This window comes from Gordonia sp. B8661-1, assembly GCF_059427765.1.
In genome coordinates, this window is sequence record NZ_JCAHRL010000013.1 from 60,368 (window position 1) to 83,571 (window position 23,204).

Genomic DNA, 23,204 nt, shown 5'->3' on the forward strand with positions numbered 1-23,204 from the left:
AGGTCACCGCCGGAACGGGCGCAGCTCGTTGGTCCGCGCCACCGCGTGGACACTGGCGCGGTGCGCCCGGACCAGCTCGGTGATGACTCCGCTGGCGACCTCGTCGCCGCCCTCGATCCGCGCGGTCAACGCCGCGAGGAGTTCGGCTGTGGCGGTAGGGGAGTCCAGCACCTGGGCTACCGCATCCTGGGCGGTCACACCGGTCGCGGCGGGCCGGTCGTGGCGGCGGACCCATGCCGCGCGGCGGCAGTCCGTCGAGCACCAGCGGCGCGGCCGTCCGCGTCGCGGCGAGCCGTCTCCGGGCAGCACGCGACCGCAGTGATCGCACGTCCCGGCACCGGCCATGGCTGCATTCTGGCACATTAATTTCGTCGGACGAATCCAGAATGCAAGAGGTGTGTGGGAGTTAAAGGCTTTTGGGGTTCGTGGGGTGAGGTGCTGGGTGAGGGGTGATCGGGGGTGTTGGTGCAGGTGAGGGGGTGGATGAACGGAATGGGGAGGCGGGAAACGAGGGCGAGGGAAAGGGGAGTGGCGGTGAAATGCTCACGGAGAAGCCGCGTGTGGCGGTGGCGAGGAGGTGTTGGCCGGCGTTATCGTGTCGGGTATGCCGTCGAACAATTCAAAACTCACTGCCAGTCAGGCGCGCGCTGCTGCGCGCAAACGAACGCTCGCCACGTTGGAGACGCGGAGAGCCGAGGAACGCGAGAAACTCGAACGCAGACTCGCCGCTGAGGTGCGGGTGATGGAAGCCAACGAGGCCAACATCGCCGAGTTCCTGCAAGCCGACTCCGAACTCGCCGCTGCCGAAGCAGAACTGCGAGTGATCACCGAGCGGTCAGCGAAGGCCAAAGCCACCGCACTCGCCGCGATCGCCGAGCGAGTAGGAAGTGTTAGTGGCGCGGCCGATCTCGTGGAGATCAGTGCCGCGAAAGCCAAGACGCTGCTGCGCGAGGCGGGCCTGTCCGTCGCGACGAAGAAGGCCACCTCGAGCCAGGAGTCGACACCGGCCCCGGCCACTCCGGACGCAGCCACCGATGAGAGCCGCGCCGAGCAAACCGATCCCGCGGTGATGTCGGCCTAGGGTTCTACGGTTCGGCCATGAGTGTCGACCCCGACCACGATCAACTCGGCCTGTTCGCGGTGCCGGCCACCGACCTGGCGGTCGGCACCGCGACACCGTCGCCGGGTGTGGTCACCGACCCGACGCTGATGCCTGATGCTCGCGCCGAGCGACACTTCTGGCAGCACGTCGTCCTCACACCCCGCGGCTGCTGGTACTGGATCGGTGCGGTCAGCTCGCCAGACGGGTACGGCCGATTCACCTTCCGCCGCAACAACCGCCAACGAGCGATCAGCGCGCACCGTTTCGCGCTGCTGCTGATACACCCCGACCTGGGCGCCGACGCCGCCGACATCGGCGAGCACTACTGCAACGAACCGCTGTGCGTGCGCGTCGATTCCGCACACGTGCGCATCGGCACCCAGACCAACAACCTCACCTACGCCGTCGGGCTCGGCCGCCACCGCGGATCACGACCCACCACCGCCATCGACCGCGCCGCGCGTTCGATCATGCTGCGCACCTACCTACGCGACGGCGGCGACCCCGAACAGGCACACCGACTGTTCCAACCCGTGCCGTCCACACCCGCAGACCAACTCGGCCTGTTCTGAACCAGCAAGACCGCCTTGTGTTAGTGGGCACGCACCGACAGCAGCGACCCTCATGCCGCATCGTTCCAAACCTCAGATGGAGACTCCGATGCTCGAACTCAAGCCCACCGATCCGCCGATAGTGAGCGGACGTTGGCGGTTCAACGCGTTACGCGTCGGTGCGCTCGTGATAGCAGCTGGGGCATATGCGACCGCGTACGGCGAAGCCATTGTCAATGCGATCGACGGCTACGGGCAGGGCGCGTCCACACAACCGTTTTCCTGGTCCGGACAAGTGTTGGCATGGACGTGGCTCGTCATCGCAGCGATTGTGTGTGGCGCCGGCACTCTGGCGCTTCGCGACCTCACCACGAGGCCGTGGTGGACATGGCCAAAGTGGACCCGCCGAGCGCCGCTGTCGCGATCGACCTACCTGGCGTGCGTAAGCGTGTATGTGCTGAGCGTGTACGCCAGCATTGGGATTGGCTGGCTCGTCGAGAGCGTCGTGCATCCTTCATCTGCCGTTGACGCAAGCACCACGCCCCCGCGCCCATCGCTGGGCGCAGAGATCCTCGCGGGCCTGCGCGCCGGGTTCGGTGAGGAGGTGTTCGTTGTCGCGGTGCCGATCGCGGCGCTGGCGATGTGGCTGCCGTCGACTCGCGCGGGTTTGATCGCGGCGCTGTGCGTGCTTGTTCCGATGCGGCTGGCCTATCACGTCTACTACGGGGCTGGCCTCTGGGTGAGCATGGCCCTGTGGGCAGTGGTGTCGGCGTACATGGTCTGGCGGTGGCGTGACTACCGGCTCGTGATCGGGTTCGCGTTGGCTCACGCGGCATACAACATCTGTGAGGGCTACACAGTTGCCTTCTGGGTGTTGCTAGGCGTCGCCGCGGTGAGCGTGATCGCACTCGCGGTGACCCATCGCGTGCGGACCGGACGGTGGATCACCATGGCGGCACCGCTGCGGGCGCCCGCCCCTGTGCGCGCCTGAGGATCGGGTTATCGCGGGCACTGTCCCCAGACGCCGGCCCGGGCCGCCTGCGCGTCGCGCTGGGCGGCGGCGAGGGTGTCGGCGTGGCGGCCGGGCTGGTGGTTGTAGACGTAGCTGCGCGCCCACCCTTCCGCGACGAGTGTGTGGTTGAGCATGACGTCACCGATCCAGACGTAGGCCAGGGCGCGACCGTAGCGGTCGGTGTGGTCTTGGGTGGGGTCGTACTCGAGACGCACGGCGGTGCCAGCAGGCGCGAGTGTGCGGGTGCGGTCGCTGGCCTGCGGGCCGCACGGCTGGACCGGGGAATGGGGTTTGCGGACCTCCGGGGTGTCGATGCCGAGCAACCGCACGGTGAGCGCGGGATCGGTGTCAGTGGAGACGACGATCGTGTCGCCGTCGACGACACGGGTGACTACTGCGGGCATGGTGTCGCCTGAGGGTCGCGACGGCTCGGCAACAGCGGTCGCCCGTGTCCACAGGTCTGCGGGTGCGGGGAGGGCGTCGACGACGCCGCTGAGGGCCACGAACGCTGCCACCACGAGTGCGGCGAGCAGCGCGAGGCGCAGCACGGTGCGGGAAACGAAACGGGCGAGGGTGCGCATGGGGCGGGCTCCGAACGACGTCGAGCGAGGGCGGTTGGATGGGTCAGTCGAACAGCGACATTTGCTGTTCGGCGGCGGCGGCGTCGGTGCGGTCGATGTAGGTCTGCGCCCAGTCCTTGACCACCGCGACGGGTTCGTCGAGTGCGGTAGCGACTTGGTCCCAGGTGAGGTTGTCGACGTGGCGCAGGGTGTAGGCGTCGGCGTGGAGCTTGGCCAGATCGGCGGCCGGGTAACGGGTGTCGGTGTCGGTGGGCATGGCGGGGTTCCTTTCGGTGTGTCAGTTCGGGCGCAGGTCTGACAGGCGGGTGCGGTGCTCGCGCAGGGCGATGCCGTGGGCGCACATGTAGTCCCACAGTTCGGCTTCGGGGAGGTGGTCGGCGGCGTGGGTGATGCCGTCTCCGGCGGCGCGGTAGCGGCGGCGGTAGGCGTCGGCGACGACCATCGCCGCGTAGTGGCGGGCCTGGATACCGTCGGCGCCGGCGGAGGTCGCCGCGACGAGCGCACGGGTGAGGTGCTCGGCGCCGAGGGTGGCCGCACGTCCCTGGCGACGTAGTTCGTGGGCGACGGTGGTGGCGTCGTGCGCGCGGCGGGCGCCGTCGGCGATGAGTTCGGCGATGATCGTGAACAGCGCCCCGTGGGCGGGCACGTAGAAGTCCTCAGCGCGGACCAGGCCGACGACGTCGGCGAGGTCGTCGTGGTGGGCGGGTGTGGCCCACAGCAGCGCCGAGAGGAACAGGACCTCGGCGTGGCCGGTGTCGCTGGCCCACCCGTGACCGTCGGTGAGCGCCACGTCGTCGTGGTGGGCGGCGCTCACCGACGGGTCGGGTGGGGTCGCGGCGGGCATGGGTCAGATCACCTGGCGGCGTCGTTCGGTGTCGCCGCGGCCGTCGTAGTCGTAGTTGAGGAAGTGGCCGTACACCGGGCGGGCGCGCTCGGCCAGTTCGAGGGCCTGATCGAGCAGGTGGGGAAGCACAGCAATGTCGGCGCGGCGGGTGGACACCTCCGTGAGCGGGAGGCCGGTAAGGTCACCATCTCTGTAGACGGCGATGACGATCGGGTGGACGGGCGTCCATCGCGGGTTGCTCGGCGCGAAGACACCGGCGCCGTTGTCGATGAGTGCCTGCCAGTCGTTGTCGATCATCACCACGGCGTCGCGCGTGCGGGTGTAGGCGAGGTGCCCGCTGCGCTGCGAGCCGAAGGTGGTGCGGGTGAACACCAACCCGGTGGTGGCCGTGATGTGGGCGAGGGCGGCGTCGAGGGTGTAGCTCATCGCAGTCGCCGTTCGGCGCGGGCCTCGAGGGCGGCGAGCATGGCGGTGTCGTCCTGGGCGGCGAGCGCGGTCTCTTCGGCGGCGCCGATCTCGCATTCCGGTGCGTGCGGATCGCTGAAGTGTTCCCCGCACCTCTGGCAGCAGTCCGAATGGATGTTGGCCATGGTGATCTGAATGACGCCCTCGTCGAAGTTGGCCACGAAGGTGAGGCCGTCGGGAACGGCGATTCTGACGACGAGGTCGCCCTCGACGTCGGCGAGTGTGGCCTGCACGTGGGGTGCGGAGGTGTCAGCGGGATCTGCGGCTTGGGTTGCCCACAGTGAGGCGTTGTCGGCGGCGATCGCGAGGCCACCGAAGGTCCACTGGGTGTGGTCGTTGGTGGCGCTGGTGGTGGATGGACGGCTCATCCTGGTTCTCCTTGGTCGGTGTGCTGGTGGGTGTCGTCGACGGCAAGTGCGACACCCGTTTCTGGGGACGTGCGGGTCAGGCGGCGGTGGCGAGCGCCTTGACCCGGTCGGGGCGGAACCCCGACCAGTGCGTGTCGCCGGCAACCACGACCGGCGCCTGCTGGTAGCCCAGGCTCATCACGAAGTCGCGGGCCTGGTCGTCGGCGCTGATGTCGACCACCTGATAAGTCAGGCCCTGCTTGTCCAACGCTTTGTAGGTGGCGTGGCACTGGACGCAGGCGGGCTTGGTGTACACGGTGATCGTCATTTCTGAAACCTTTCTTTCGGTGGCTGTTTGCTTTCTTCTATTCTATACCTAATGAGCTGTATATGCAAGGGCTGCAACGTATTTCAGCATTTGAAGAAAAGCACCGCGACCTGCTGTTAGGGGTCCTTTGAATGCCCTCCACGTCGCCTATTCCGGGATTCTTTTTATGCGTTCGGAAATCTCCACAGAAACGCGCACCGAATACCTTCGGAATTGCAGGGAGTTGCATGACTGCGCCGGTAGGCAAGAGGGCTCTGGCCCTCGTGGGATGGCGGCTGGCGGCGCCAGAGAGTAGTGGCGGGGCCGGGTCAGCGGATGGTGGTGATCAGTGCGCTAGGTGTGGTGTGCAGGGCGCGAGCGATCCGGGTCAGTGTGACCACGGTCGGCGCGCGCTCACCGGCCTCGATGCCGCGCAGGAAGGTCCGGCTGGTGCCGACGGTGCGGGCCAGGGCTTGCTGGCTGATCTTGAGTTCGGTGCGGCGGGCGACGATCGCTGCTCCGACGGCGGTCATGACGGCGGTCTCGTCGACGCTGATGGCGGACGGTTCGCTCGACATGGATTCGGGCCTCTCGGGGGCGGTGGGTGGTTGTGTGGTGTCGAGCTTGCCAGAGCCGACCGACGACGAGTGCGTGCCGTGCCCGGCACGCAGGCCGGGCACGGCTCGATCGGTGGTGTCGGTCATCGGCCGAGCGTTTCGGCGGCGACGTCGTAGCCGCCCCACAGCGATCGGCCTGGCACCGCCCGCCACCCGTGCGGTCCCCGTCGGGTGATCATCGGGTAGCCCTGGGGCCGTTCGGTGCCGTGTAGCTCGGTGACAGTGGTTTCCCAATTGCGGCGGGTGCGGCGCTTGGGTCCGTCGTCGTAGGGCGCCGAGGGCACGATCGGGTCGTCGCGCCATCCCGGGAAGCAGTGATCCAGGCCCAGCAACGCAGCGTCGGTGTCGTCGCCGACAACCTCGGAGTGCCAGCCGCAGCCTCGGCAGAAGCTGCGCGAGACCAGATCACCCACGCACAGGCAACCGCGGTGCGAGGTCCGGTTGCATCGGAGGTCGGTTTGCAGGGTGATCGGGATGCACGTGTCGGTCGGTTCGCGGCTGCTCGCGTACTCACCGATCGCGACGTGCCAGCCGTGCGAGTCGCGCAGGCAGGCGAGATCAGGCCACGCCTTCCTCCACTGCGTCATCGCGTGCTCGTAGTCGGCAATCGTGTTGCACCGCAGGACATACAAGCGAGGGACACCGGTTGTGCGTTCAGCGTGCGCACGCTCATCGCGTGCCGCCTCGGCGAACATGTCGAGCTGCAGGCCGTGCGAGGACGGCGCGGTCGGCTTCATCGGGAGAGTGGTTGTGGTCATAACTTGACTGTACTCCATAGGGTGCATATTGTGAACCCTATAAGGTGCAGCGCTCTGGTGGGTAAGACGCTCAGAACATGCACCACCACAGCAACATTCGACACAAAGGAAGCCTCGCATGTCGTGGAGCTACAGCAACATCGCCGCCAGCCCGAGCGCACGCGAGATCATCCGCGCCACCAACGTGCTCCAGAGCGGACATCCTGAGTTGGTACCCATCGAGCACGTGCACGCCATGGTTGATCTGACCTGGTCCCAGTGGGCGCTCGGTCTCGCCGAAATCCTCACCACCGGTATCGGGATCATCCTGGCCGATGACGAGAACCGCGAATGCCTGTTCCTGACCCGCACCCCGATCTACGCCGCCATCTGACGCCGCCACGACGTCATCTGAGAGGACACCCCATGACGCGCCGCACATCGTCCGACCACAACGACATCGACCTGCTCGATCTGCTCGACGGCACCGCCGAGCGCATCGAAGAGCAACGTCGCCTCGATGCCGAAATCGCGGCCCTGCGTCAGCTGTGGGAGCAGCGTCGGGCCGGTCGACCCGACGGCCAACCCGTGCCGACCGGTGAGGACTGGTGTGGCCGCTGCGGACAGAACACCTTCGACTACGGGCTGGTCATCAACCACGACCTGGGCTACCTCGGATGCCCGGTCGAGGTCGACCCCACCTGGTCGAAATACCAGTGCGTCGGCTTCCGGGGCGCCGTGGGCTACCCGTCAAGCACGCTCACCGTCAACGACCTCTGCGACCGCTGGGACCGACAGTTCTTCCCCGACTGCGAATGCGGGCACCCCTGGGGAGTACACACCCACGCCGCCCACCCCACCTGGAGCTTCGCCTGCAACACCTCGTGCGGCTGCCCGATCTACCGCCAGGAGACCTAAGGGCCTGACGACGGGTGGCGTTCGCGGCACGCCAGCGACGTGAATGCACTGGGTCTATGCGGGCGGCTTGTCGTCGTCATCGTGCGGGTCTTCGTCCCGATCGTCCTCGTGATTGACGGCCTCTAGTCGCTCGCCGGAATCGGTATTGGAGAGCGCCGGGTTCACTTCGCTGCGCAAGAACTGTGCGAACGCCTTAGATGCCGGATTGCCTGGCCCGTACATAAACTTCTGGAACGACTTAGATGCGGGATTGTCTTCCCCGTACATGAAGTTCCGGAACGCCTCGGAGCGCAGCGTCGTGTCAAACGCCTCGTTGGTGCGAACCCATTCCCTCAGGCGCTCCATAGTCTCTTCGGGCAGAACGATCCTCGAACCAGAATCGGAGACAGAAATGCGTGCATTCTTGACCTCGTCGATCACATCGTCGTCCACATCGGCGTCGAGATAGGTGTTGAGGTCTTCGAGGAAGGTGTCCGAGTTCACGTGGTGGTATCGCTGGCCGGTTTCGTCAGCGAACTCACGCAGAAGGTCAGGTAGAGGCCCGAAGTCCTTGTCGTCAACGATCTGACGCCAGTCTGCCTTCATGTCGTCGCTCACAAACAGCACGTCCTGCTCGACAGCTCGGGCCAGGTCCATCATCTCCATCCAGATGAGTGGGTCACCGATCCCGCCGTCCCGCTTGGACTCATCGACTCCGGTCCCGGGGGGCATGGCAGCGGCGAGCCGAGCACGTGCCTGGTCCTCCCATGCCCGGAGGTCGGTCGATGTCCGCCGACGACCGATCTGACCGGCATCGGTGAACAGCTTCTCGATACGATCCCGGATTGGGTCATCTGTCTGAATTTGTTTGGGGTGGAGGATGTTCGACTCACGCTCTGCCCGTATCGCTCCGTCGATGGTAGTCGCGGCTTCCTTGAATGCCGTGTCCGCCGCGTCGAGTAGTCGTTTCTGTACTCCGGTGTCCTTGACTTCCCTGATAGCCGCGCGAAGTTCCTGCAGGAGCTGACTATTGACGCCTTTGCCCTTGACTCCCGAGATGATGCTCGTCGCTCTGGTGTATTGCTTGGCGTGATCGGCTGCGACGGACAGTCGTTGACGGTGGTATTCGAAGCCGGCGCGGTAGGGAAGGAAGAGGCGCGGACGGATATCGTCCCGTTCGAGCTGGACGAGGATCTTCTCGCGGGACTCCTTCGATATCCGGTACAGGCCCAGCAGGACGTTGGCATCCAACGCAATTCTGGCCTGAGTGACGAAATCGCGGCGCTCATCGTCGCCATCGGAGTACCACTCACCGAACACATCACGCATCGCGTCCTCCTGCCTTCGCTGCGCCATTCCCGCTTTGCGGCGGGGCCGCTGGTCAAATCTAAAGCTCGGGTCCGTGGTCGCGGGAGCGTTCTGTGCTACGCGACGATGGCCGCGGGGAGGTCCCCGGTGCCGGTGTGCGCGGTGCCGCCTGTGCAGCACGGGTGTCGGCGAGCAGTTCTCCGATCGAACGTGGCCTGTCCGAAGTCCAGACACCGTCGTCGGGGTTCCACTGGCCGTTCTCGGTCGCGCCCGTCAGGATCGGTTCGATGAGGCTGTTGGCGGCCGTGAGCGCGGCGTCGGCCTGGTGCAGGTGCGCCGGCAAGCCGCTGTGCGCGGCGCGCTCTGGGTAGTCGCGCTCCCAGGTCGGGTTGGGCAGCACCAACGGCGCAGGGATCGTCAGGTCGCGGCGCTGTTCTTGGTGGCAGATCGCAGCATGCAGCTGCTCGGCGTCGAACGACTGGGTGCGGGCGAGGATGACGAGGTCGACCAGATCGTGGGCGCGGGTCGAGGGGCTGTCGCCGTGGGGGCCGTGCAGCTCGTAGAGGGCAGCGACTTTGTCGGCGACTGCTTCGGCGGCGGCCTGCATCCGGATCACGGGCATGGGGTCGAGTTCGTCGAGCGCGAGCACCGGGCGCGGGCTGATCGTCTCGGGCGGTAGCAGCATCTCCCGGTGGGTCGCGAGGTCGAGCGTGGCGTCGGAGAACCGTTGTCCGGCAAGGTTGTAACGGATACGCCCGGCGAACAAGCCCGGGCTACGAGTCGCGGTGATCGTGATGTCGAACTCGCCGAAGTCGCCGGGTCCGGGGTGGGCGGCCTGGCGCAGCGAGTGCTGCATGTGTTCGGCGTCGAGGCGGGTCGCCAGGTCGGCGTCGGCGGTGGGGCGGGCCTGGGTCGGCGCCCGGAATTGCAGGGCGGTGCCGCCGGTGAGGATCCACTGGTCGGCGTCGGGGGAGCGGAACAGCCGGGCCAGGAACAACTGGAGGGTCACGGTCTGAGCGAGCTCGTCACGGCTGAATCTGCTCGTCCGAGCCTCGGCGGACAGGCGGGCTTTCAGCCCGGCACGGAAGGCCTCTTCGGACGCATACGCCATCAGCCGACCAGCACCGGTTCGGCCGGCATCTGGGCCTGATCGAGCAACGAGGCGAACAGCTCAGCACCCGAGGCGTACTTCCAGCGCGGCGCGGCCCGATCACATGCCGCGATCAGCTCGTCGGCGTCGACCAGCGATTCGGTCAGGCAGGTGTGCAGCGCGGTCCCGATGTGCCCGCCGTCGCCGTGGGTGAGCAGCAGGTCGACCACGGTGCGCGCGGGTGTGGTCACCGGCAGTCCGTCGACGAGGTCCCAGTCGCGGCCGCGGTCACCGATCGGCCGGCGCCAGGTGCGCACCGACGGGTCGCGGACGTTGATGCGATGCGGGCTGCTCAGCTCGAGCCCGGATGCGGTGATCGTGCCCAGCCGAAGGACCTGGGCGGCGGCGGCGTGGCTCACCACGCTGTCAGGGTGGGTGCGGCGGTCCTCGATGTCAGCGGCGGGGTGCAGCGCCAACCACTGTGCCGCCCAGTCACCGAGCGTGGTCCAGGCCGAGGACTCGGGGACCTCGTAGACACCGTGGTGTACCCGGACGATGGCCTCACGGGAAGCGAGGCGAGCCAGGACATACGGCGCGACGCCGAGGTTGCGGGCCTGGGCGGTGGTGAACAGCCCGAACTGGCGATCAGCCAGGTCGCGGATCGCACCCCACCGGCCAGCGTCAATCATGCAGCAATAATAGCAACGGGCGTGATCGGTGAGGCTTTCCGAGCTGTCCGAGCGCGGCCCGTCCGTGTGGACTGGGCCGGATGCCCCGGCACAGTGGTCACGGTGTGCCGGGGCGGTCGACGTCATCATCCGCTGGTGGGGTGCAGGACTTCGCGTAGGCGGGTGCCGATCCACAGCGGGACGGGTGGGGTGACGGCGTTGCCGTAGCCGTCGATCTGGTCGCGGCCTTTGCCCCAGACGGTGAAGGTGCCCTTGTGGTCGCCGAAGTCGGGGTCGAATCCGCAGCCGCGGCCGACCTCGTGCGGGGTCATCATGCGGAAGAAGCACTCATCGAGCGGGATGTCGGCGAGGGCGTCGCGCCAGTGAGTGGCCAGCAGGGCGGTGGTGTCGCGGCTGGTCAGGGTGCCCAGCGGATCGGTGAGCGGGTGCGCGGCGGTCTCGGTGCCGGTGCTGCCGTTCTGCTTGAACCAGCCCGCGAGCAGCGCGGGGTCGCCGGTCGCGGTGAGCAGGCCGGGGGTCTGTTCGGCGGTGACCGTCGGCATGGCCTGGGCGTGGCTGGTCGGGGTGGTGTGTTTGCGGAAGGGCACCACACCGGAGGACACGATGCTCAGGGTTTCCGAACCGCCCTGGGTGGGCAGCGCCTCATCGAGGCCGCGTGGTGCGCCCTGGAAGTTGTTGATGGCCATCGCGACCGGGGGAGTGAGCAGGCCGGTGGCGTTGGTGGCGGTCTGGGTCCACAGCGGCTGCCCCAGGGTTCGGGTCCGGCACTGCGATCCGGGGCGCTCGAAGGTGTTTCCGGCGGCGACCATGATCGCGCCGGTACTGAGCAGCGCGGTCTCTTGCTGCGAGGTTTGCGTCGACATCGGTTGCAGCGGGTGGCGTTCCACGCCGCGTTGGGCCTTGGCCGGCATCAGCACGGCGGGGAACTCGGCGAACTTCTGACGGCACCGCTCCGCGCGGGCCATGGTCGCCGGGGCCAGCGGCTTGGCCCGCTCGCCGATCCGGGTTCCCAGGTGGGTGAGGTCCAAGGCGGTCAGCGACGGTGTGGCGGTGGGGGAGACCTCACCGAAGCAACGCGGGCAGCGGTAGTTGTACTGCTTGCCGTAGCGCACCGATCCGCTCGCGGGCACGCCGGTCTTCCACGCCCACATCGCCTCGACGGCCTCGTCGCAGGGGCCGCACCACGCCTGGGGGCGGTGGTCGAGGTCGGGGGCGGGCAGTGTGCGGTCCCAGAACACGATGTAGAGCCGGTCCCGGCTCTGTGGGACGCCGAAGAACATCGAGTTGAGGTAGAGCACCTTGTGCTCGTAGCCGAGCTTGGTGATCTCGCGCAGCCACCACCGATACGTCGACCCGTCGCCGACCTTGCGTCGGCCGGGGACCGCTGGACCCCAGGACTGCAACTCGGTGGTGCATTCGACCAGGATCAGCAGGGGGTGGTGCTGGTCGGCGTAGTGCAGCACACAGTTGGCCGTTGCGCGGTCCCGCTCGGATCGGGTGGCGCGTTCCTCGAACTCGGGGTCGTCGAGGTCGAACAACGTCAGACCCTGTGCGTAGGCGCGCTGGGTGTTGGCCTGGGAATGGTTGGTGCAGGTCACCCCGGCGACCAGCAGATCGGCCGCCGGGAGTTCGCGCACCGAGTGGTAGGTGTCGGAGTCGGTGTTGATCAGATCGGCGATCCAGTGCTCGACATGCGGGTGGTTGGCCTCGTGCACCTCGACCTTGTAGCGGTTGTGGTTGGCCCCGACGATAGTGTCGAATCCGGCGGCCTCGATGCCCTGGGTGAATCCGCCGAATCCCGAGAACAAGTCCAGCGCGGTCGGGTTGTCGTGACGGAATCGTCTACGGCGCAGCGCCGGTCGATGTTCCGCTGTCTTCGAGATGATGTGCCCCATGATCGTCGCTTCCTCGCTCATTCCATCCTCGGTGGTTGCCTATAGACTACCATTGACGGTAGCCTATAGGCAACCATCAAGGCACGGAGCAAGAAGGAGCAGCACATGGCAACGACCACCGAAAACAACTGCGCGGCAACACCGATGAGTGGTCATGCGCGAGCGATCGCCGCAGGCATCGAGCAGTGGCGCCAAGCCTGCGACCTCGCAGGAGGTGTCGACGCTGAACATGACGCGGCCGCCGCCCTGGTCGGGCTGGTCGAGCAAGCGATGCCGGAGCTGGCGCGCACCGAGGTTGTCGAGCGGTCGTATCTGGTACGCCGGGTGCAGCGCTATGTCGGCCCGCTGCCCGAGCAGTGGGCAGCGATGGACGATTCCGAGCGCGACCAGTACGTCTGCGGCCACTGGCTGGCCATTGAGGAGTTCGACGAGCACATCGACGACGACCAGCTGACCGTGACGATCGTGAAACCCGCGCAGTGAGTAGCTGTCCCGCGTCGGCCGGGCGCACCGCCGTCGTCCTGCCGCCCGTGGCGACCTCGCCGGTAGGCTCAGCCATGCCGAGTGTGCCCGCCGACCTGGCGGGCGACAGGGGAGGAGGAGCCGTCATGGCCGTCGACATCGACGAACCTGCGTTGCTACGCGCTCTCGGAGAAGCGATCACGACCCGCCGCGAGGAACTGGGCCTCAGTCAGCGGGCCCTTGGTCTCGAGGCCGGCGTCGAGCGCAACATGCTGCGCGGCGTGGAAGACGGATCGCGGCGGGCAACCGTCATCACCCTGGCGCGCATCGCCGGAGCGCTGAAAGTGCCGATTTCGCAACTACTTCAGCAGATCGGGCGCTAACACTCCACGACCCTCAGTGAAGACCCGCACCGGCTGGTCGTCGCCGCGCGTAGCCAGGAGGGAGGGGAGGGGGCTGCACATTCGGGGGAGTTCGCCGCCCTCCCCTCCTATCCTGTGAGGAACGATCTTCGGTTGGGTGTGGCAACTCAGAAGAACGTCCCGCCACACTAGCAAATCGTCTCTTTGCTGTAGTCACCGCCGCGCGCGCACTTGGCGTTTGTGATCGCAGACACTTCCTGCTGGCCGCCTCGGCGACGTGGCCTCAGGCGGCGCCGGTGGGCAACTGCGGGATGAGTTGCTGGTCGAGGGCGGGCAGTGCGGCGATGTCGGCCCAGGACACCGAGACGGTGTGGATGCGGTCGAGGCAGGCGGTGATGTCGCGTTTGACTGCGGCGAGTTCGGGATCGTCGGCGCTGCTGCGGGTGAGTCGGGTGACGAGTTTGTTGAGGCGTTGCAGCGCGGCGCGTTCGGTGGGGCTGCGATCGTCGAGCCCGACGGCGGCGGCGTGGTCATTCGCGTCGTGCCAGGCCGCCCAGGCGCGGTCGGCGAGGGCCAGTGTGTGGTCGACGTCGTTGGCGGTGGAGTGTTCGCCTAGGGCGTCGACGGCGGCCGCGAGATCGGTCATGGCGCTGGTGTAGGCGACCGTGGTGGCAACGGTGCCGGTGGTGTCGTGCAGCAGGGGTTTGGTGAGGTACCAGGCTTCGGTGTCGAGTTTGTAGTGCCCCCAGGCGGCGAGCAGGTCATCGAGCGAGCGGGCGGCGGCGGCTCGGCGCCGGGCGAGGTCGTCGTCCCCGGCGACGGACGGCTGGTCGGGAGTGTCGTCGTCGCGACCGGCGTAGGCGACGTGGGCGGCCTGTTCAACTATGCCCTGCCAGCCGCGAGCATCCTGGCCGGAGTGGTGAAGGGTGTAGTAGCACCAGTAGGCGGCGATGGGGGTGAGAGCGGCCATGACCATTGCTACGACGTTGAACCCGTCCAGGGACGGCGGCAGCTCGAAGCCGAAGGCGCCGAGGAGGTACGCTGCTGGACCCGTCAGTCCGAAGAAGCCATAGAAGGCGATGTCGCCGCCATGTCGAGCCGGGTGCTGTCCGCTGAGGCGGAAGTCCTGTTTGAGGTCGGCCAGCTCCGCGGCCGCGGCCAGCTCGTCCACCCGCCTGCGTAGCTCATTGTGAGCGATCACAGCGCCTCTGGGGTCTGCCAAGCTGCCGCTCGCCTGCACGCCGTCTGCGGCGAGGACGATCTGGACTGCCCGCGCCCTCAGCAGGGGGTCGGGATGGGTGCGGATGCGTTCGGCGACGTGCGCGACGAAGTCGGCGCGGTCGGTGCCGGCGCGAATCGTCCTGTCGTTCACTAGATGCGGACCCTTCGTCAGGGAATGGATTCGATGTCCGGCGGGCCGGACGACCGCCGACGGTTGTCCAGCGCGCGGCGTAGCTCGGCCCAGAATCCGAACAGTCCGAGGATCAAAACGTTGACGACGGTGCAGAAGATCGCCATGAGGGTGATTAGAGTTACGTCGCCGGCCTGGTACTGGCCGGAGGCGATCGTGAGGACTGCGCCGGTCACAAGGGTGACGGTCGAGGCCACCGGGGGTGCGGCCGCGAGCAGACGCACCCCTCGGCGACGGTGTGGGTATGCCGAGTTGGCGACAGCCAGGGCGAGGACTCCGGCCAATTGCAAGGCGACGGCGAAGTACAGGAAGGACCACACGGTTGACCCCTTTCGTAGGTCGGTGGCGTTCAATGTGGGTCATTGTTGCAGCTGCGGCCGACAGACTGCCGTGTTGAGTTGCCGCTGAACAGCTTCTGCGACCAGCGCCCGGACCGGTGGGATGCGGCGTGCGCCGGCCTCGGCGATGAGTGTGGTGATGCGGTCGAGCAGGTTGTCGCGGTAGGCGTCGGTGATGGTCGGGTCCAGTGCCTGGTCGAGCATTTTGCGTGCTCGGGTGAGCTTTCCACGCTTGGCGGGCTGGATGTTCAGGCCGGTCTCGCGGGCATGGCGTGAGGCACTGTCCCGTGCGTCGCGGGCAGCGAGGGCGGTGGCGACGGCACGGTCGGCGAGGTCTCTGTCCAGGGGCCGGGAGTCGTAGGCCGCAGCGTGGGCCGCGGTGTAGGCGTCGAGGAACGCCGCGGTGCGGGGATCGTTGGTGTCGTCGAGGAGTGGGCGCGCGAACAACCGGTCGGCGAGGTCGGCGTGGTAGGCGGCGTACTCGGCGTCGATGGAGCCCAGGACGTCGGCCGCCTTGACCCACTGAGCACGCACACTCGTCACCAGAACGGCTCGGCGAGAACGTGCTTGGCTCACTTTGTGGCAGGCGAGAACCGCGACAGCGATGACGATGAGGCTGGCCGCGGCGGCTCCGCAGATGATCCACAGCGTCGTGTAGTCGGTGGGCGCCTCGGGGGCAGACGGTGTCTGCTCGGCCGGGGCCGGCGGCGGTGGCGCGGGGGACGCGTCGGGGGAGGTTGGCTGCCTGTCCCGATCCGGGCCGGGGCCGACCAGTGTCAGAACGAGTCCGACGGAGGAGAGGATGACACCACCGACCGCAAGTGGAACGACGGCGGCGGCGCCCCCGCCTGATTTCTTCGCAATGGCGGCTCGCAGGCCCGCCCCCAACAAGATGACCACCCCGATGATCGAGGCCCCCCATCCGAGATTGGCCGCCACCTGCACAAAGGCCTCAGGGGCCTCCGGTATGAGGGGAGCTGCGTCGGCCAGGACTCCGAGAGTTGCGAACTCCATTGGCCTACCGCCCCTTTCGCTGATCGGCAGACGCCACGTCAGGAGTGAACTCGACAAGCCGCTGTCGGAATCCAGCATCGAACGCCGAGGTCGGCGGGTAGTGCGCCAGGATCGCCGCTGCGGCGCTCGCCCGGGCGGTCGGGGTGATGCGGCGGATGGTGTGATCGGCGGCGAGATAGCCGGAGGCTTGTTCGATTAGAGTGGGGCATTGGTGCATGTCACGGCCCTTTCCGTGGTGTGCGTCGGGTCCGTGGGTGTTCCAGCACCCGCGGACCACTCTTGTTTCTGCCCGAGTCGGCAGCGAAGGTTCACCGCATCATCAGCGATGATGGTTTTAGTCTACATAGGTGTGGGTTATAGTCAACATCGTGGAGAGACTTCGGGAGCTGGGCAGCCGGGTGCGTGACGCGCGGACCGGTCGCGGTCAGACGCAGGCCGAAGTAGCCAAAGCTGTTGGCGTGCACCGGACACACTTGTCGGCGATCGAGTCCGGCGGTGAGAACATCACCGTCGGGACGCTGTACCGGATCGCTGACCACTTCGACATACCTGCTTCGCAGCTACTTCCGGATTGATGACCTGTGTGACTCTCGGACGCATCGTGGCATCGAGTCGGGCGTCGATGGTGGAGATGACGGCCCTTGGTAGGGCTCACCCCCGCCCACCGCAGTGTCGCCGACGCGAGACTGTCGGACCACTGTGCGACAGTGCCTTACAGGTGAACCAATCCGAAAGGTGAGTGATGATCGAGTCACAGTGGATCGCCCGTTGGCCGGAGTTGTTCTCAGGACTCACCGATCTGCAGGTCCGCGGTGTCGTGCAGGCGATCGACAACAACGTCCTCGACGGCTGGAACCCGCAACGTGACGACATTGAGTTCCTGACCCGCTCGGCACGCGGCGAGGTCACTGAGAACGAGGAAGTCGCCGAAGTCCTCGCGCTCATCGCCAACAGAAGGAAATAACACCTATGGAAACCACGGCGATCATCCTGCTCTTTGCCGGAGCCGTCACAATAATCACCGCCGGGGTAATTCGGCAACGCGTTAACCGTTTTCAGCCTCGCCCACACAAGGACGCCGCGACCGCTGTTGCCCGTGCACGGCAATTCCAGCGAGTTGCGATGACCTTTGCGGCGATCACAGTCGTATGCGGCGCCACCGCAGCCGCCCTCAACGACGGAAACACCACGACGTGGGTGTGCGGCGCTGTGGTGCTTGTTGCGGGAGCGGTCGAGTGCTTCCTCATTGCGCGGGTTCGCATTCCCGATGTCCAGCACCTTCGTGCCCTCGGCTTCGACACCGGTCGAACCAATCCGGAAGGACAACGCCGATGATCCTTGCTGCTGACGCCAACTTTCCCGACACGTCGATCGTCCCGTCCGGCGCATGGGGCGCGGCCGTGGGATGGGTGATGATTGCGGTGTTCTGGGTGGGCGCGGCGACTATCGGACTCATACTCGGAGGGCGCCAGACACCGAGCGAGGACGGCGAGTCTCGCTCTTTCATCGTCATGACCCTGCTGATCCCTGCGGCGATCATGATTGCCGGGCTCATTTTCTTCCGCACGGTGCTGCCATTCCCCCTGGCGATCGTCATCGCCGTGGGCGTAGGCGTCGCGGCGTTTGTCGCGTTGCGCATGAAGTTCTTGGGTGCGTTCCGACGCCGAATATGACAGCGGTACAGGGATACCCGTCATCTGCGCCGTAGTAGGCCACAGCCCCACCCTCGCGACGGAAACCCAACGGCTACCCGATGGGCATACCCGTCAACACACCGGTACCTTCTGCCGGCGGTGCGCATCGCGCATCGGCGATTGAGCCACCAATCACGCCTGTTCAGACCGTGAAGAAAGGACGCCGCATTGAATCAAGCGGTAGCGGCCGGATTCGTCTGGCAGATCCTGCTCCTGAGCGGCCTCGTCTACTGGTCGAGATTCGGCGTGGCCGCTGTCATAGACGCGGCAACACAACCTGTTCGGGCGGTGCGCTGGCAGCCGCACCCTGAGCTTGGACCTACACCGCCGCCCGCCCGGTTCAAATGGACCACCGGCCTGGTCGGCCTGGCTACCCTGCCCGTCGGCGTGCTCCTCGCTGGCTTCTGCGCGCTCTGGCGGATTACCGCCACCGCGTGGCCGTCGGGAGTCTTCGTCGGGGCAGGATGGACGCTAGCCATTCTCGGGTGGTTGGCGTTGCTGATGGCCGGCGAACTGTCGATCGCGAAAGAACTCGGACCAGGGCCCACTATCCGCTCAGCACTACATCGGCACCGCAATCGGAAACACCTCAGCTCGTCGAGACCGCAGTGACCGCTGGTCTCACCCGTAGACGAGGGAGCCAAACAGTGCCGCCTGAACAATGGCGTCTGCATCTGTCGCGTCGATGGTCTCGGCATCGTGGGTGCGGACAGCGGCGGCGATCCTACGACGCTGCACATCCGGAATCATTGCTGCGCCATTGACGATGGAGTTCACGCCCCGGGCGATCGTGTCGAGCGTGATCACGTGCGGATCGCCGGAGCTTTCCTCGACAGTCGCTCGCGGATCACTGCTCCAGCGATAGTCGGTACAGGTCGACCAGTAGCCGATACCGCCTTCAAGTGCGCAGGTGTAAACGTCGCACAGGAACTCGGTGCGCACCGTGGTCCGCGTTGCCATGATCGGTCTCCTTGAACTGCTAGTTCGCGTTGCATTACGTCACTGGTGACGTAATATAAAGCAGCACAACATATTTCGCCGATAACTTATGCTATGTCAGGCACAGGCAAAGGATTATGCCTTAATCGAGCCGGACGGAAGTCCTGACCTTTACTGTTCAGATGTGCGTGAATACATCGAGTCATGTATCATTTTGGCGTGAGCACGGTGGTAGAAGCGCAGCATGACGCGTTGACGAGGTTTGGATACGCACTATCCGATTCGACGCGAACGCAGGTGTTGGTTCGGTTGCGCCATGGTGGAGCCTATCCGGCGGACTTGGCTGAGGCGATTGGGGTGTCGCGGCAAACGTTGTCGAATCACCTGGCCTGCCTACGGGGATGCGGTTTGGTGGTCGCGGTACCTGAGGGTCGACGGAGTCGGTATGAACTGGCTAATAGCCGGATTGGTCATGCACTCGACGATCTACTCGGGCTGGTACTTGCGTTGGATGATCCGTGCTGCGCCGAGGAGGCTGGCGATGGCTCGCATTAGTGAGGCAGCCCGTGACCTCTACCGGGCAGAGATGGCAGCGGCCGCCGCCGCCGAGGTGGCAGAGCAGCGCTGGCACCATCTTGAACGCGCCCACATCGTGTCCCAGCCGGACCCGTGGTTGCATACTCAGAACCACATTTCGATGTTCAGATTCGCTGTGCACCAACATGATCGGCGCGAAGCGCTCGGCCAGGTGGTGCGCATCATCGTTTCCGCTCCCGGATCGCTGAGCGGACGCTACCCCGAGGGCAACACCGGACGTGTTGCCGCCGGTCTGATGCGCCCGATGCCGGTTCCCGGCGATATCGCTTCTGCGTTACGGTCATGAACAGCCGCAGACGCGACAGTGATGAGCATGCGCTGCGCGGCGGCCGTAGCGATATCGGGAATGACCGCTCACTCTGAGGCTCGGGTGGCCTGTCAGAGTAGAGCGGCGAACATGATTCCTGTCCCACCGGCGGTTAACGTGTGGCATATCCACGAGAACTCTAGATGCGGGCGGCGAAGCGTCGCTACAGCGTTTGACAGTGGTGGCGCTGGGGCCGCGGTGCGTGGCAGCTGAATTGACCGGGCTGCGCAGTAGAGGGTGAGCGCGAGGAAGCCGAGCACGAGTAGCAAGGTGACCGACCCCATCCACATGGGATCTGATGACGGGCCGTGCAGCGGTGTCATCTCGTTGATGGCGTCGGCCCCCGACGGGCCTCCGTGGTGTGCGGGGGCGGTGGCAGCGGGAACGGCGGATGTGGAATTGTGCCGGCTCATCACCGCATACATCCACACCATCGAGGCCATCATCACTGCGGTAGAGACGTAAAGCCGCCGCGCGGTCGTCTTCGGCACCGCGAAGACGACCGCGATTGCTGTGGCGAGAGCGAAGAGCAGCATCAGAGGCAGCAGTGGGAGCTGATTGCCTTGTGGCCACGCCATGACGATCATCGCCAGCGACATCAGGAGCATGAGGCAGTGCACGACTGAGAGCCGCAGGTCGCTGCGGTGGGCGGCTAGGGTGCGAATGCTGTCGATCGCTCCGATCGCGAACATGGCGGTGACGATCCACCGCAGGAGTAGGTCGTCGATCACCGCGGCCCTCGATCCATGTGAGTTAACTACTATGCGCAGTAGTAGCATACGGTTGGTGGGCGAATCAAAGGCGTTGCCGGAGGCTGACACCTCGTCAATCCAGTCGCGACTGCTGCGCGCAGTTCCTCTTCGGGTGGTGGCGCCGTTGCTGGTCGGTGGGCTGATGCTGGTGTTGGCGGTGTACGCCTGGGCGTCCGGGGCCACTCGCTATGTCGAGAGTGCGGATCCTTACCCGGGGATGGGTACGGCTGTGGCCGATGTGGTCGGCAATTTTGCTGGCTTTGCGTTGGCTGCGGCGGTCCTCGGAGGGTTAGTTTCGGTGGTGCTCACCGCGTCTCCCGACTCGCAGGGGTTCATTGACGCTGCGGTGTATCCGGTGTTTCGCCGCGTCCGCCGCGCTGCAGGGTTTGGTGTGGTTGTTGCGGTGCTGATGGCGGTTACGTCGGCCGCGGACACCACTGGTGTGTCCGTGGGCGCGATGGTGTCCAGCGGCAAGGTTGGTTACGCGTTCAGTGTGAGTTTGCCGGCGCTGGCGTGGCTGGTTGTGGCGGCAGCGGGTGTCGTGGTGCTGGTCGGTTCGGTGTCGCTGCGGTGGTCGGTCCAGGTGGCGCTGGTGGTTCCCGCGACGGTCGGGGTGCTCGCGCTGCCTGTGGTCGGTAATGCCGCGCAGGGGCCTGACCACGATTACACGACCGGCGCGGTGATTGTGTTCGCGGCGAGCTTGGCGGTGTCGGTGGGGCTGCGGTGGGCCGACCGGTTTAGGGCTCGTGGTTTGGGGTCGGCGACCATCGACAGGGCGGCCGACCGACGTGTCAGCTATGTCGTCTTGGGCGCCGATGTGACAGCTCTGGTGGGCGCGGTGTGTGTGGTGGTGCTGCTGCGGACTCCGGGCGTGTGGTCGTCGGCTTTCGGTCGCGCTGCGGGGCTGTTGGTGGGTGTACTGGCGGTGCTTGTGATCGCCGATGTTGTGCGCCTGCGCCGGGGTGTGCCGATGTCGGCAACTGCTTCTTCCCTTGCCGCGGGGGCTGCGCTGGCAGCGGTGGCGTGTTGGGCGGTGATGGACACCCGGGTCGCACCCGGGTTGATTGCCCACCCATTCACTGCGTGGGACGTGTACCTGGGTTATTCGCTTCCTGGCCCGCCCGGTGTCGGGTCGCTGGTGTCGTTGTGGCGTGTTGATCTTGTGGTGGGTGTGGCAGCGGTGGTGAGCGCCGTGGGATATGTCGTAGCCGCCAGGCGGGAGCGGGGCGGTGGACATCGCTGGCCGATACGGCGGACCGCGTCATGGGTCACGGGCTGCGCTGTGGTGGTGGTATCCACCAGCTCCGGATTGAAGGCCTACGGCAATGCTCTGTTCAGCGTGCACATGGCCGAACACACGGCTTTGACCATGATCGCACCTATTCTGCTGGTGGGTGGCGCACCGATCACGTTGCTGTTGAGGGTGCTGCCAACGGCAGGTAACACTGGTGGAGCGGCGTGCCGGCGGGGACTGCTGACTCTGCTCGGCTCTGGAGGCGTGCACCTACTGCTCAATCCAGTTGTCGCGTTCGCGTTGTTTGTGGGCTCGTCGTTTCTGGTGTACTTCACACCGGTGTTCGACGTACTCGTCCGCTACCACTGGGGGCACGTCTTGATGAGCGTGCTGTTTATCACCCTTGGGTACCTGTTCTTTTGGGTCTCTGTGGGGATCGACCCGGGCCCCAAGCAGTTGCCGATTCTGGCGCGCCTAGGTCTGCTGTTCGCCGTCATGCCTTTTCACGCCATTTTTGGTATCGCACTGATGACCTCCACGACGGTGATCGGTGAATCCTTCTACAGCCAGTTGCAACTGCCGTGGGGTCCCGACCTCGCGCGCACGCAGTGGGCGGGCGGTGTGGTGGCCGCAGTGATCAGCGAGATTCCGATGGTGGTGGTCTGCCTGGTGCTGTTGGTGCAGTGGGTGCGTGCCGAACGCCGGCCCGATCTGCCCGAGTCCGTCGCCATTGATGGCAGCGACTCTCGAACCGTCGCAGCGATGGTGTCTCAGCTGGCACCGACCCAGCAACTGTCACCCTCAGTGGTCTACACGCGCGAAGTTCTGCAGACGCAGGCTGTTGGAGACGACGAAAAACGATGACAAGGCCATTGCCGCCCCGGCGATCAGGGGGTTGAGCAGTCCAGCGGCAGCAAGCGGCAGTGCGGCGATGTTGTAACCGAACGCCCATGCCAGATTGGTGCGCATCGTCCGTCGGGTGGCCGAGGCGAGGTGCAGGGCCAACGCGACGGTGGTGAGATCGTCGCGCACCAACACGATGTCGGCGGCGCCGATAGCGACATCGGTACCGCCACCGATAGCAATGCCCAGATCCGCCGAAGCCAGAGCGGGCCCGTCGTTAATGCCGTCACCGACCATCGCCACACAGGCACCGCTCCTGCGCGCGTCGTCGATGATGGCCACTTTCTCAGCCGGGAGCACCCCGGCGGTCACGTCATCGATGCCGACCTGCGCTGCTACGCGCTGCGCTGCGCCGGCGTTGTCGCCGGTGACCAACAACGTGCGAAGTCCCATGCGGTGCAACTCATCGACTGCCTGGCGAGCAGAGGGTTTGGCGCTATCGCGAATGTCGATGAGGCCCCGAACTGCATCGTCGACCGCGACGTACACCGCGGTGCCACCAGAGCGTTCGACGTCAGCGCGCTGCGCGTCGAGCGCGGCAGGCACCGCAGCGGTACGGGCAATCCACGTCGGCGAGCCCACCTGCACCCTCAGGCCGTCGATCACTCCACGCACGCCACTGCCGACGTCGGTGACCACCTCGACCGGTGCAGGAAGGGACTGCGGACCGGCCGCTGCGGCGATGGGACTGCTGCACGATCGGGTGACAGTGTCGGTGTCATGCCGCTGAGGCGGCTGTGTTGATGATC

At 66.2% G+C, this 23,204-nt stretch carries 33 protein-coding genes; 14 read left to right on the top strand and 19 right to left on the bottom strand.

The window, feature by feature from the left end; all coding sequences use genetic code 11:
• Nucleotides 1-3: 3 nt before the first annotated feature.
• On the bottom strand, nucleotides 4-345 hold the full coding sequence (locus AC4JJG_RS20125; RefSeq protein ID WP_239582598.1) for a hypothetical protein: 342 nt from the start codon (nucleotides 343-345) through the stop codon (nucleotides 4-6).
• 259 nt (nucleotides 346-604) lie between these two features.
• Between AC4JJG_RS20125 and AC4JJG_RS20130 the strand changes: the two genes are divergently transcribed.
• The 3 genes from AC4JJG_RS20130 to AC4JJG_RS20140 all read left to right on the top strand — a co-directional run bounded on the left by AC4JJG_RS20130 (nucleotide 605) and on the right by AC4JJG_RS20140 (nucleotide 2,644).
• Entirely contained in the window at nucleotides 605-1,081 is a 477-nt protein-coding gene (locus tag AC4JJG_RS20130; RefSeq protein ID WP_495405815.1) for a hypothetical protein, read from the top strand.
• Nucleotides 1,082-1,098: 17 nt separating this feature from the next.
• Complete coding sequence (locus AC4JJG_RS20135) at nucleotides 1,099-1,674, top strand: hypothetical protein (RefSeq protein WP_182374578.1); 576 nt, start codon at nucleotides 1,099-1,101, stop codon at nucleotides 1,672-1,674.
• An 88-nt stretch (nucleotides 1,675-1,762) separates the two neighbouring features.
• Complete coding sequence (locus tag AC4JJG_RS20140; RefSeq protein WP_182374579.1) at nucleotides 1,763-2,644, top strand: hypothetical protein; 882 nt, start codon at nucleotides 1,763-1,765, stop codon at nucleotides 2,642-2,644.
• A gap of 8 nt (nucleotides 2,645-2,652) precedes the next feature.
• Here the strand turns inward: AC4JJG_RS20140 and AC4JJG_RS20145 are convergent, their stop codons facing one another.
• The 8 genes from AC4JJG_RS20145 to AC4JJG_RS20180 all read right to left on the bottom strand — a co-directional run bounded on the left by AC4JJG_RS20145 (nucleotide 2,653) and on the right by AC4JJG_RS20180 (nucleotide 6,584).
• Nucleotides 2,653-3,246, bottom strand: coding sequence for a thermonuclease family protein (locus tag AC4JJG_RS20145; RefSeq protein WP_182374580.1), 594 nt, complete (start codon nucleotides 3,244-3,246; stop codon nucleotides 2,653-2,655).
• 43 nt (nucleotides 3,247-3,289) lie between these two features.
• Nucleotides 3,290-3,502 (bottom strand): hypothetical protein, encoded by a 213-nt coding sequence (locus tag AC4JJG_RS20150; protein WP_182374581.1) that lies wholly within the window; start codon nucleotides 3,500-3,502, stop codon nucleotides 3,290-3,292.
• A gap of 21 nt (nucleotides 3,503-3,523) precedes the next feature.
• Complete coding sequence (locus AC4JJG_RS20155) at nucleotides 3,524-4,090, bottom strand: DnaB-like helicase N-terminal domain-containing protein (RefSeq protein WP_182374582.1); 567 nt, start codon at nucleotides 4,088-4,090, stop codon at nucleotides 3,524-3,526.
• Between the two features lie 3 nt (nucleotides 4,091-4,093).
• A complete protein-coding gene (locus AC4JJG_RS20160; RefSeq protein ID WP_182374583.1) occupies nucleotides 4,094-4,516 on the bottom strand; it encodes a hypothetical protein in 423 nt (140 codons plus the stop codon).
• The gene (locus AC4JJG_RS20165; protein WP_182374584.1) at nucleotides 4,513-4,923 is read right to left on the bottom strand and encodes a hypothetical protein; all 411 of its coding nucleotides are present in this window, start codon (nucleotides 4,921-4,923) and stop codon (nucleotides 4,513-4,515) included. The genes AC4JJG_RS20160 and AC4JJG_RS20165 overlap by 4 nt, the downstream gene beginning before the upstream one ends.
• 76 nt (nucleotides 4,924-4,999) lie before the next feature.
• The gene (nrdH, locus tag AC4JJG_RS20170; protein ID WP_495405816.1) at nucleotides 5,000-5,230 is read right to left on the bottom strand and encodes a glutaredoxin-like protein NrdH; all 231 of its coding nucleotides are present in this window, start codon (nucleotides 5,228-5,230) and stop codon (nucleotides 5,000-5,002) included.
• 308 nt (nucleotides 5,231-5,538) lie between these two features.
• Nucleotides 5,539-5,913, bottom strand: coding sequence for a helix-turn-helix domain-containing protein (locus AC4JJG_RS20175; RefSeq protein ID WP_239582590.1), 375 nt, complete (start codon nucleotides 5,911-5,913; stop codon nucleotides 5,539-5,541).
• Entirely contained in the window at nucleotides 5,910-6,584 is a 675-nt protein-coding gene (locus AC4JJG_RS20180) for a DUF6349 family protein (RefSeq protein ID WP_204719016.1), read from the bottom strand. The genes AC4JJG_RS20175 and AC4JJG_RS20180 overlap by 4 nt, the downstream gene beginning before the upstream one ends.
• 118 nt (nucleotides 6,585-6,702) lie before the next feature.
• Between AC4JJG_RS20180 and AC4JJG_RS20185 the strand changes: the two genes are divergently transcribed.
• Both AC4JJG_RS20185 and AC4JJG_RS20190 read left to right on the top strand, forming a co-directional pair.
• A complete protein-coding gene (locus tag AC4JJG_RS20185) occupies nucleotides 6,703-6,957 on the top strand; it encodes a hypothetical protein (protein ID WP_204719017.1) in 255 nt (84 codons plus the stop codon).
• Between the two features lie 32 nt (nucleotides 6,958-6,989).
• Nucleotides 6,990-7,481, top strand: a complete 492-nt coding sequence (locus AC4JJG_RS20190) for a hypothetical protein (RefSeq protein ID WP_495405817.1) — start codon at nucleotides 6,990-6,992, stop codon at nucleotides 7,479-7,481.
• A 54-nt stretch (nucleotides 7,482-7,535) separates the two neighbouring features.
• Here AC4JJG_RS20190 and AC4JJG_RS20195 read toward each other — a convergent pair whose 3' ends face one another.
• The 4 genes from AC4JJG_RS20195 to AC4JJG_RS20210 all read right to left on the bottom strand — a co-directional run bounded on the left by AC4JJG_RS20195 (nucleotide 7,536) and on the right by AC4JJG_RS20210 (nucleotide 12,463).
• A complete protein-coding gene (locus AC4JJG_RS20195) occupies nucleotides 7,536-8,789 on the bottom strand; it encodes a PIN-like domain-containing protein (protein WP_204719019.1) in 1,254 nt (417 codons plus the stop codon).
• A gap of 58 nt (nucleotides 8,790-8,847) precedes the next feature.
• Nucleotides 8,848-9,879 (bottom strand): nucleotidyl transferase AbiEii/AbiGii toxin family protein, encoded by a 1,032-nt coding sequence (locus AC4JJG_RS20200; protein WP_055476913.1) that lies wholly within the window; start codon nucleotides 9,877-9,879, stop codon nucleotides 8,848-8,850.
• Nucleotides 9,879-10,547, bottom strand: a complete 669-nt coding sequence (locus tag AC4JJG_RS20205; protein ID WP_055476912.1) for a type IV toxin-antitoxin system AbiEi family antitoxin domain-containing protein — start codon at nucleotides 10,545-10,547, stop codon at nucleotides 9,879-9,881. Before AC4JJG_RS20205 ends, AC4JJG_RS20200 begins: the two co-directional genes overlap by 1 nt.
• A 125-nt stretch (nucleotides 10,548-10,672) precedes the next feature.
• The gene (locus AC4JJG_RS20210) at nucleotides 10,673-12,463 is read right to left on the bottom strand and encodes a DNA cytosine methyltransferase (RefSeq protein WP_226513390.1); all 1,791 of its coding nucleotides are present in this window, start codon (nucleotides 12,461-12,463) and stop codon (nucleotides 10,673-10,675) included.
• 84 nt (nucleotides 12,464-12,547) lie between these two features.
• On the opposite strand from AC4JJG_RS20210, the gene AC4JJG_RS20215 reads away from it, so the two are divergent.
• On the top strand, nucleotides 12,548-12,925 hold the full coding sequence (locus AC4JJG_RS20215) for a hypothetical protein (protein ID WP_204719020.1): 378 nt from the start codon (nucleotides 12,548-12,550) through the stop codon (nucleotides 12,923-12,925).
• A gap of 125 nt (nucleotides 12,926-13,050) precedes the next feature.
• Entirely contained in the window at nucleotides 13,051-13,287 is a 237-nt protein-coding gene (locus AC4JJG_RS20220) for a helix-turn-helix domain-containing protein (protein ID WP_055476910.1), read from the top strand.
• A 262-nt stretch (nucleotides 13,288-13,549) separates the two neighbouring features.
• Here the strand turns inward: AC4JJG_RS20220 and AC4JJG_RS20225 are convergent, their stop codons facing one another.
• Genes AC4JJG_RS20225 through AC4JJG_RS20235 form a run of 3 tightly spaced genes read right to left on the bottom strand, consistent with a single transcriptional unit; the run spans nucleotide 13,550 to nucleotide 16,029 of the window.
• On the bottom strand, nucleotides 13,550-14,638 hold the full coding sequence (locus tag AC4JJG_RS20225; RefSeq protein ID WP_055476909.1) for a hypothetical protein: 1,089 nt from the start codon (nucleotides 14,636-14,638) through the stop codon (nucleotides 13,550-13,552).
• Nucleotides 14,639-14,655: 17 nt separating this feature from the next.
• Nucleotides 14,656-14,997 (bottom strand): hypothetical protein, encoded by a 342-nt coding sequence (locus AC4JJG_RS20230; RefSeq protein ID WP_055476908.1) that lies wholly within the window; start codon nucleotides 14,995-14,997, stop codon nucleotides 14,656-14,658.
• A 39-nt stretch (nucleotides 14,998-15,036) separates the two neighbouring features.
• Nucleotides 15,037-16,029, bottom strand: coding sequence for a hypothetical protein (locus AC4JJG_RS20235; RefSeq protein WP_055476907.1), 993 nt, complete (start codon nucleotides 16,027-16,029; stop codon nucleotides 15,037-15,039).
• A 368-nt stretch (nucleotides 16,030-16,397) separates the two neighbouring features.
• Here AC4JJG_RS20235 and AC4JJG_RS20240 point away from each other — a divergent pair, with 368 nt between their 5' ends.
• From AC4JJG_RS20240 to AC4JJG_RS20255, 4 genes are all read left to right on the top strand, one after another.
• Nucleotides 16,398-16,604 (top strand): helix-turn-helix transcriptional regulator, encoded by a 207-nt coding sequence (locus tag AC4JJG_RS20240; protein WP_165630006.1) that lies wholly within the window; start codon nucleotides 16,398-16,400, stop codon nucleotides 16,602-16,604.
• 167 nt (nucleotides 16,605-16,771) lie between these two features.
• Complete coding sequence (locus AC4JJG_RS20245) at nucleotides 16,772-16,993, top strand: hypothetical protein (RefSeq protein ID WP_055476921.1); 222 nt, start codon at nucleotides 16,772-16,774, stop codon at nucleotides 16,991-16,993.
• Between the two features lie 5 nt (nucleotides 16,994-16,998).
• Complete coding sequence (locus tag AC4JJG_RS20250) at nucleotides 16,999-17,364, top strand: hypothetical protein (protein WP_139115549.1); 366 nt, start codon at nucleotides 16,999-17,001, stop codon at nucleotides 17,362-17,364.
• Nucleotides 17,361-17,702, top strand: coding sequence for a hypothetical protein (locus AC4JJG_RS20255; protein WP_055476904.1), 342 nt, complete (start codon nucleotides 17,361-17,363; stop codon nucleotides 17,700-17,702). The genes AC4JJG_RS20250 and AC4JJG_RS20255 overlap by 4 nt, the downstream gene beginning before the upstream one ends.
• Before the next feature lie 642 nt (nucleotides 17,703-18,344).
• Here the strand turns inward: AC4JJG_RS20255 and AC4JJG_RS20260 are convergent.
• The gene (locus AC4JJG_RS20260) at nucleotides 18,345-18,683 is read right to left on the bottom strand and encodes a hypothetical protein (RefSeq protein ID WP_055476903.1); all 339 of its coding nucleotides are present in this window, start codon (nucleotides 18,681-18,683) and stop codon (nucleotides 18,345-18,347) included.
• 183 nt (nucleotides 18,684-18,866) lie between these two features.
• Here AC4JJG_RS20260 and AC4JJG_RS20265 point away from each other — a divergent pair, with 183 nt between their 5' ends.
• On the top strand, nucleotides 18,867-19,217 hold the full coding sequence (locus tag AC4JJG_RS20265; RefSeq protein WP_078111946.1) for an ArsR/SmtB family transcription factor: 351 nt from the start codon (nucleotides 18,867-18,869) through the stop codon (nucleotides 19,215-19,217).
• Entirely contained in the window at nucleotides 19,204-19,545 is a 342-nt protein-coding gene (locus tag AC4JJG_RS20270; protein ID WP_055476920.1) for a DUF3703 domain-containing protein, read from the top strand. Before AC4JJG_RS20265 ends, AC4JJG_RS20270 begins: the two co-directional genes overlap by 14 nt.
• 92 nt (nucleotides 19,546-19,637) lie before the next feature.
• On the opposite strand, the gene AC4JJG_RS20275 is transcribed toward AC4JJG_RS20270, so the two are convergent.
• A complete protein-coding gene (locus AC4JJG_RS20275) occupies nucleotides 19,638-20,297 on the bottom strand; it encodes a DUF5134 domain-containing protein (RefSeq protein WP_055476902.1) in 660 nt (219 codons plus the stop codon).
• A gap of 55 nt (nucleotides 20,298-20,352) precedes the next feature.
• Here AC4JJG_RS20275 and AC4JJG_RS20280 point away from each other — a divergent pair, with 55 nt between their 5' ends.
• Nucleotides 20,353-22,416 carry a cytochrome c oxidase assembly protein gene (locus AC4JJG_RS20280; RefSeq protein WP_223258964.1) on the top strand — a complete coding sequence of 688 codons (2,064 nt, stop codon included), beginning with the start codon at nucleotides 20,353-20,355 and terminating at the stop codon, nucleotides 22,414-22,416.
• Here the strand turns inward: AC4JJG_RS20280 and AC4JJG_RS20285 are convergent.
• The coding region (locus AC4JJG_RS20285) for an HAD-IC family P-type ATPase (RefSeq protein WP_495405818.1) at nucleotides 22,354-23,204 on the bottom strand (851 nt) is incomplete at its 5' end. The two genes, AC4JJG_RS20280 and AC4JJG_RS20285, sit on opposite strands and share 63 nt — an antisense overlap.